Source organism: Kitasatospora sp. NPDC057223 (assembly GCF_042669755.1).
In the GTDB taxonomy this organism is placed as follows: Bacteria; Actinomycetota; Actinomycetes; order Streptomycetales; family Streptomycetaceae; genus Kitasatospora.
On record NZ_JBHUWW010000229.1, the window covers coordinates 1 to 7,189 of the forward strand.

The following is a 7,189-nucleotide window of genomic DNA, read 5'->3' on the forward strand; positions in this document are numbered from 1 at the left end:
CCCGTAACACCCCCCCCCCCGGCCCCCGCGGGGGGGGCGGTCGGGCGGGCGCGCCCCCCGTGCGGTCCCGGCCCGCCCCCCCCCCCCCCCCCGGCGGGCCCGCCCGGCGCCCCGGTGCCGCCGGCCGGCCGTCGAACACCAGGAACGGACACCGCATGGGCAAGGCAAGCACCGACGAGACGGGCACCCGCGACGGTCACGGCCGCGCACCCCGGCTGCGCAGCCTGCTCGAAACGATCCCCGTCTACGTCCCCGGCAGTCCGGCCGCGGACGGCACCGGCTGGAAGCTGTCCTCCAACGAGAACCCCTACCCACCGCTTCCCGGCGTGGTCGAGGCCGTGACCGCCGCCGCCGGGCGGATGAACCGGTACCCGGACCTGCAGGCCACGGAACTCACCGGCCGGCTGGCGGAACACCTCGCCGTCCCCGCCCGCCACATCGCCCTGGGCACCGGCTCCAGCGCGCTGCTGCAGCAGCTCCTGCAGATCACCACCGACCCGGGCGACGAAGTCGTGTACGCCTGGCGGTCCTTCGAGTCCTACCCCATCGTCACCCGGCTGTCCGGGGGGCGGGCCGTTGAGGTGCCGCTCACCCGTGACGAGGCCCACGACCTCGACGCCATGGCACGGGCGGTCACCGGCCGCACCCGGCTGGTCCTCGTGTGCACGCCCAACAACCCGACCGGCCGGGCACTGCGGCGGGACGTGCTGGAGCCGTTCCTGGACCGCCTGCCGGCCGATGTGGTGATCGTCCTGGACGAGGCGTACGTGGAGTTCACCGGCGACCCCCACCACGCGGACGGCCTGGAGCTCTACCGGGACCGACCGAACGTCGTGGTCCTGCGGACCTTCTCGAAGGCCTACGGCCTGGCCGGGCTGCGGATCGGCTACGCGGTGGCCCACGAACCGGTCGCCGACGCGCTGCGCACGGCCGCCGTCCCGTTCGGCGTCTCCACGGTGGCGCAGAGCGCCGCGATCGCCTCCCTCGACCGGCGGGCCGAGCTGATGGAACGGATCGGGGAACTGATCACCGAACGGGGACGCGTCCGCGAAGCACTGCTGGACCAGGGGTGGACCCCGCCCGACAGCCAGGCCAACTTCCTCTGGCTGCGCCTCGGCCGGCAGACCGCCGCCTTCGCGGGGCACTGCCATGACTCCGGTGTGGCCGTACGGCCCTACGGCCAGGACGGCGTGCGGATCACCGTCGGCGAGCGCCGGGCCAACGACGCCCTCCTGACCGCGGCCGGCCGGTTCCGCAGCAGGCCCCCGGCCACCGCAGGCGATTGACGTCCGGTCACACCGGAGCCGGGGGACGACGCCCGCGGAGCGGTGCCGTCCCCCGGCGCTCTCCCCCGTACCCCTGTCCGGACCGCTCAGAGGCGGAGGAGGCGTTCGGCGTTGCGGTGGGCGATGTCGTGCTGGGCGTCCTCGGAGAGTCCGGAACCGGCCAGGAAGGCGCGGGATCCGGCGTTCCCGACGAAGGGGTAGTCGACCGAGTAGATCATGCGGTCGGTACCGAGGAGGTCGGTACAGAAGCGCAGGTGGGGGGCGGTGAACATGCCACTGGGGGTGTAGTAGGTGTTCTGGCGGACGTACTCGCCGATGGTGCGGTCGAGGCCGGTGGCCCTGCGCGGCAGGGCCTCGTCGAGCCGGTCCAGGTACCAGGGGACGGCCTCGCCCCAGTGGCCGAGGATGAACTGCAGCTCGGGATAGCGGTCGAGGACGCCGCTGAGCACCAGGTGGACGAAGTGGATGCCGGACTCGTTGTGCCAGCCCCACGCCGCCGTCGCGAACCGGGTGGCGACGACCTCGTCCAGGCCGGCCTCGTAGTTCCCGGCGGCGGTGACCCGGGTCGGCGGGGCGGGGTGCAGGTAGACCGGCACGCGCAGCTCGGCGGCGGTGCGCAGGATCGGGTCGAAGCGCTCCGCGGAGAGGAACTCGTCGTCGGTGCGGCCGTGGATGAGGGTGCCGACGAACCCCAGGTCCTGAACGGCGCGGCGGAGTTCGTCCGGGGCGTGGCCGGGGGCGGTGGTGGGCAGCGACGCGAAGGCGGCGAACCGGTCGGGGTGGCGCCCGCAGGCCGCCGCGAGACGGTCGTTGACGTCGCGGACCAGCTCCGGTGCCACGTCGGCGGGCAGGTACTGGGTGGTGAGGTTGGACAGCACCTGCATGTCGATGCCGTCGGCGTCCATGGCGGCGAGCCGGCCCTCGTCCAGGTCCTCCAGCACCTCGGCCGACGGGCTGTAGGGCAGGCCGCTCGCGGGGGCGTAGGACGCGCCGAAGCCGGGGCTGACGTGGGCCGTCCGGGCGGCGGAGGCCCTGGCCACGCCGGCGTGCAGGGTGTGCTCCTCGATGGTGATCAGCTTCATGGCGTTCCTCACTTGTCCGACTTCTCGCCCAGCCAGGTGAAGGCGGACTCCTTGATGTCGCGCTCCAGGTCGCTGCCCCTGGTCGCGAAGACCCGGCTCACCGGGAAGCCGCTGGCCTCCAGCAGGTAGGCCAGGGCCGCGTATTCGCGGGGGTGGCGGGCGACCGCTGCCGCGTCGATGTCGACGATGCCGGCGGGGAAGGTGAAGGTGCCGAAGTCGTAGACGCTCTTGCGGTCGGCGATGCCCCACACGCCGTCGCGCTTCTCCAGGCGGTCGATGAAGCGGTTGTGGCCGTTGCAGCCCAGGCGCAGGTCGACGTTCTCGCCGATGATGACGGCGTTCGTCTCGCTCACGGCGCGGGTGCCGTCGGCGGAGAAGGTCACCACGGGCGCGGTGACCAGGTGCTTGGTACGGAAGGCGGAGGCTCCCATCCGGGCGGAGGCATCCACGAACTCGTACGCCGGCCCCTCGAACCAGGTGATCTCGATCCGGCCGTCGGGGTGGAAGAGGCCCTTCAGCCGGTCCCACTCGCCGAGGTCGCGGTGGATCCAGCCGGTCATGAGATCCGCGATGTCCTGTCGGTCCTGAGATGTCGTGTTCATGCGTCCACTGTTCGCCCTGGCGAGCGATAGGTCCAACCGAAAGATACGATCAACTCATCGCTGCGGACGATGGATGTGGGGCGGACAGTGGAACTGCGGCACCTGCGCTACTTCGTTGCCGTCGCCGACGAACGGCACTTCGGCCGGGCCGCCACCCTGCTGCACGTCACCCAGTCCACCCTCAGCGCCCAGGTGCAGGCGCTGGAGCGTGAGGTGGGCGGACGCCTGTTCACCCGGACGAGCCGGCGCGTCGAGCTGACCGAGGCCGGCGAGCTGCTGCTCCCCGAGGCCCGCCGGGCCCTGGCGCAGGCGGGCCGGGCCATGCAGGTCGCCCGGCAGTCGGTGCGCGGCGAGACGGGGGCGGTGCGGATCGGCTTCTCCGGCGTCGCCGTGCTCCAGGGCGACCTCTCCGACGATCTGCGCGACTTCCACCGGACGCACCCCGGGGTCGGCCTCACCCTGACCGAGCTGCCGCCCGCCGCCCAGATCCAGGGGGTGCGCGACGGCGCACTCGACATCGGTTACTGCCCCGACCTCGGCCTCAGTGACGCCGACGGCCTCCGCGTCACCCGCCGCGCGCTCACCCCGCTGTCCGTCGCCCTGCGCTCCGACCACGCACTGGCGTCCGCCGCCGCGGTGACCACGGCCGACCTGACCGCCCACGACCTCATCGTCTTCGCGAGCGGCGAGGAGGACGAGACCGTCCTCTCCCGGCTCTGGCCCGCCCACGAGGAGGACCGCTCCCGGGTCCGCCTGGTCGGCAGCACCCTCGGCGTCCTCGCCCTCGCCTCGGCCGGCGCGGGAGTGGCCGTCGTCCCCGCCGCCACGCAGTGCATCGCCCTGCCGGGCCTCACCTACCGCCCCCTGAACGGCGCGCCGCCGGGGCCGGACCTGCTGGTCATCAGCCGGCACGACGAGACATCGGGAGCTGTACGCGCCTACCTCGACGCCGTCCCGGCGCCCTGACCCCGCCACCGGGCGCAGCACCCCGGGCGCAGCACCCCGGGCCCGGAACGACGAGCCCTCCGGTGCGGCCCGGTCCGGCGTGCGGAGGGTCCGCCGATGGGGCCGTCGGAGCTACGGCGGCGGCCGCTCCCGTAGCTCCGGCCCGGTTCGTGCGGTGGTGTCAGGTGGGGAGTCCGACGGCGCGCTCACCGCTCCGTCGTTGCTGGATGACGACGGCGATGACGAGGAGGGCCCCCTGGGCGACGTTCTGCCAGAAGGAGTTGATGCCCTGGACGGTGAGGCCGTTCTCCAGTGCGCCGAGCAGGGCGACGGCGAGGAGGGTGCCGCCGATGCCGCCCTTGCCGCCCCGGAGGGCGGCGCCGCCGAGGGCCGCGGCGGTGATGGCCTTGAGTTCGAGGCCTTCGCTGCCGGAGGTGGGCTGGCCGGAGCCGGTGCGGGCGGTGAGGAGGATGCCGGCGACGGCCGCGACGGTGCCGATGAGGGCGTAGACGGCGATGAGGTACTTGTTGATGTTGATGCCGGCGAGGCGGGCGGCGGTGTCGTTGCCGCCGATGGCGTAGATGTTGCGGCCGATGTCGGTGTACTTGAGGAGGAGGTGGACCGCGACGCAGGTGAGGATGAGGATCCAGACCATCACCGGCAGGCCGGCGATCTTGCCTCGGCCGAGGAAGACGAAGACGTCGTTGTTGAGGACGTAGCCCTGGGCGCGGCCGTTGGAGATGAGCTGGGCGAGGCCCTTGTAGGCGGCGAGACCGGCGAGGGTGGCGATGGTGGGGTTGACGCGTCCGTAGACGATGATCACGCCGTTGAGGACGCCGATCAGGAGGCCGACCCCGACGGCGGCGGCCATGCCCACGAAGGCGTTGGAGCCCGCGCCGGTGAAGGCCATGGCGCTGACGACGGAGGCGACGCCGGCCTGGGAGCCGACCGAGATGTCGAGGCCGCCGCAGATGATGACGACGGTCTGGACGACGGCGAGCAGGCCGGTGATGGTGGCGGCCTCGGCGATGACCTGCATGTTGTCGAGCGTGAGGTAGTTCTCGTTCAGTACGCCGAACAGGACGAGGACGAGGGCCAGCGCGCCGACGAGGCTGAGGTTCTGGCCGCCGAAGGTGGCGAGGAACGTCAGCGGGTTCTGGCGCTTGCGCTGGTCGGCGCCGCTGTCGGCGGCAGGGCGGGTGGTCGTGGCAGTCATGCGGTTGCTCCTGGGGCGGTGGCGATGTCGTCGGCCATGGCGAGGTTGAGGATGGCTTCTTCGGTGGCCTCGGCGCGGTCGAGTTCGCCGGTGATGCGGCCGTTCTGCATGACGACGATGCGGTCGGCGAGTCCGAGGACCTCGGGGAGTTCGGAGGAGATGACGAGGATCGCCACGCCCTCCTCCGCGAGGTCCGCGATGATCCGGTAGATCTCGGCCTTGGCACCGACGTCGATGCCGCGGGTCGGCTCGTCGAGGATCAGCACTTTGGGTTTGCGGGCCAGCCAGCGGGCAAGGACGACCTTCTGCTGGTTGCCGCCGGACAGCTTGCGGACCTCGTGCTCGATCGACGGGGTGCGCACCCGCAGCCGGTCGGTGTACTCCTGCGCCAGCTCCCGCTCGGCCCCGCGGCGGACGAAGCGGAAGCGGCGCAGGCGCTCCAGCACGACCAGCGAGGTGTTGTCCCGGATCGAGCGGTGCAGGAACAGGGCCTGGGCCTTGCGTTCCTCGGGCGCGAGGCCCAGGCCCGCCCGGATGACGGCTCCGGGCCGGCCCGAGGGCAGCCGCTGTCCGTCGAGGGTGACGGTGCCGTGGTGGACGGGCAGGTCCCCGGCGAGGGCGAGGGCGAGTTCGGAGCGTCCGGCGCCGATCAGGCCGGCCAGGCCGACGACCTCGCCGGCGTGGATCCGCAGGGTGACGTCGCGGACGGCATCGGTCGTGATGCCCTGGACGTCGAGGACGAGCCGGCCGGGTGTCACCCGCTCGCGGGTGAACATGGCGGTCAGGTCGCGGCCGACCATGAGGCGCACCAGTTCGCCCTCACTGGTGCTGCGGGCGTCCTGGACGCCGGCGAGCTCGCCGTCGCGCAGGACGGCGATGCGGTCGGCGAGTTGGAAGATCTCCTGCATGCGGTGCGAGACGTAGATGATCGCGGTGCCCTCGTCACGCAGCCGGCGGATCAGCGTGAAGAGCGCCTCGACCTCGTGCTCGGACAACGAGGAGGTCGGCTCGTCGAAGGCGATGACCTTCGCCTCGCCGGCCAGTGCCCGCAGGATCTCGACCAGTTGGCGCTGCGCGGGCGTGAGCTGGGAGCCGAGCAGTCCGGGGTCGAGCACCTTGTCGAAGCCGTGGCGTCGGAGGTCGGCGGTGATGCGCCGGCGCAGTTCGGCGCGGTCCAGGCGTCGTCCGGCCGTGCGGGGCAGCGAGCCGGCGTAGACGTTCTCGGCGACCGAGACGTGCGGGATGATCTCGGGTTCCTGCGGGATGATCCGGATGCCGGCGCGGCGGGCGTCGGTCGGCGAGGAGAACTGGACGGGCCTGCCGTCGAGGACGACGCCGCCCTCGGTGGGCTGGTGGTCGCCGGTGAGGATCTTCAGGAGAGTGGACTTGCCGGCCCCGTTCTCCCCCATGAGGGCGGTGACCTGACCGGCGGGAAAGTCCAGGGTGACACCGCCGAGAGCCCGCACCGGGCCGAACCGCTTGGAGACGTTCTGCACGCCGGCACTGCCGGGGGGCGGTGCGGTGGGCGAACGGGGGTCGGCGTTCGTGTCGCGGGCTCTGCTCACGGTGGTCACCTTCGAGTTGTGCGGGAGGACGGGCGGCGCTCGTCGCGGAGGCCGCCGGTGGAGTGGGTGGCGGGGCGCCGCCCCGGTCCCGTCAGGAGCGGGATACCGGGGCGGTGTCGGCCGGCCGGCCGAGGGTCGCGGGCCTGCCCGGGGTGTCAGCTGCAGGTGACGCCGGCGGACTTCCAGGTGCTCGCGTCGACCATGGTGGTGGGGGCGAAGGCCTCCTTCGGGAAGTCCTTGCTGTTCTTGAGCTTGTCGTACAGGGTCTGGACGGCCAGTGCCCCGACGTCCTTGCCGTTGATGAAGAGGGCGGCCTTCATGCCGGAGGGCTTGTCGCCGCTCCAGTCCTTGCAGGCGAGGTAGGCGCCCAGGCCGACGCCGATCACGTTGTCGGCGCCGACGCCGGCGTTCTCCAGCGCGGTGACGCCGCCCTGGACGTTCTCGTCGTTGCAGCCCCACACCACCCAGTGCTTGACGCCGGCGTTGGCGGTGA

The 7,189-nt window shown here is 72.5% G+C and carries 6 protein-coding genes and 1 pseudogene; 2 read left to right on the forward strand and 5 right to left on the reverse strand.

Features of this window, described 5'->3' with window-relative positions; all coding sequences use genetic code 11:
• Positions 1-155 precede the first annotated feature (155 nt).
• Positions 156-1,286, forward strand: coding sequence for a histidinol-phosphate transaminase (gene hisC, locus ACFUK0_RS38900; protein WP_380258586.1), 1,131 nt, complete (start codon positions 156-158; stop codon positions 1,284-1,286).
• An 86-nt stretch (positions 1,287-1,372) separates the two neighbouring features.
• Here hisC and ACFUK0_RS38905 read toward each other — a convergent pair whose 3' ends face one another.
• Positions 1,373-2,368, reverse strand: coding sequence for an amidohydrolase family protein (locus tag ACFUK0_RS38905; protein ID WP_380258588.1), 996 nt, complete (start codon positions 2,366-2,368; stop codon positions 1,373-1,375).
• Between the two features lie 8 nt (positions 2,369-2,376).
• The gene (locus ACFUK0_RS38910) at positions 2,377-2,970 is read right to left on the reverse strand and encodes a nuclear transport factor 2 family protein (RefSeq protein ID WP_380258590.1); all 594 of its coding nucleotides are present in this window, start codon (positions 2,968-2,970) and stop codon (positions 2,377-2,379) included.
• A gap of 87 nt (positions 2,971-3,057) precedes the next feature.
• Here ACFUK0_RS38910 and ACFUK0_RS38915 point away from each other — a divergent pair, with 87 nt between their 5' ends.
• Positions 3,058-3,936 (forward strand): LysR substrate-binding domain-containing protein, encoded by an 879-nt coding sequence (locus ACFUK0_RS38915; RefSeq protein ID WP_380258592.1) that lies wholly within the window; start codon positions 3,058-3,060, stop codon positions 3,934-3,936.
• 160 nt (positions 3,937-4,096) lie between these two features.
• On the opposite strand, the gene ACFUK0_RS38920 is transcribed toward ACFUK0_RS38915, so the two are convergent.
• The 3 genes and pseudogenes from ACFUK0_RS38920 to ACFUK0_RS38930 form a co-directional block, all read right to left on the reverse strand.
• Positions 4,097-5,131, reverse strand: coding sequence for an ABC transporter permease (locus ACFUK0_RS38920; RefSeq protein WP_380258594.1), 1,035 nt, complete (start codon positions 5,129-5,131; stop codon positions 4,097-4,099).
• Positions 5,128-6,696: a sugar ABC transporter ATP-binding protein gene (locus tag ACFUK0_RS38925; protein WP_380258596.1), complete on the reverse strand. Its 1,569-nt coding sequence runs from the start codon at positions 6,694-6,696 to the stop codon at positions 5,128-5,130. The genes ACFUK0_RS38920 and ACFUK0_RS38925 overlap by 4 nt, the downstream gene beginning before the upstream one ends.
• 155 nt (positions 6,697-6,851) lie before the next feature.
• A pseudogene (locus ACFUK0_RS38930) lies at positions 6,852-7,189 on the reverse strand (sugar ABC transporter substrate-binding protein); the annotation flags it as partial.

Excerpts from the sequence above, each read along its gene's own strand:
- ACFUK0_RS38920 (WP_380258594.1), bottom strand. The coding sequence starts at position 5,131 with ATGACTGCCACGACCACCCGCCCTGCCGCCGACAGCGGCGCCGACCAG.
- hisC (WP_380258586.1), top strand. The coding sequence starts at position 156 with ATGGGCAAGGCAAGCACCGACGAGACGGGCACCCGCGACGGTCACGGC.
- ACFUK0_RS38910 (WP_380258590.1), bottom strand. The coding sequence starts at position 2,970 with ATGAACACGACATCTCAGGACCGACAGGACATCGCGGATCTCATGACC.
- ACFUK0_RS38905 (WP_380258588.1), bottom strand. The coding sequence starts at position 2,368 with ATGAAGCTGATCACCATCGAGGAGCACACCCTGCACGCCGGCGTGGCC.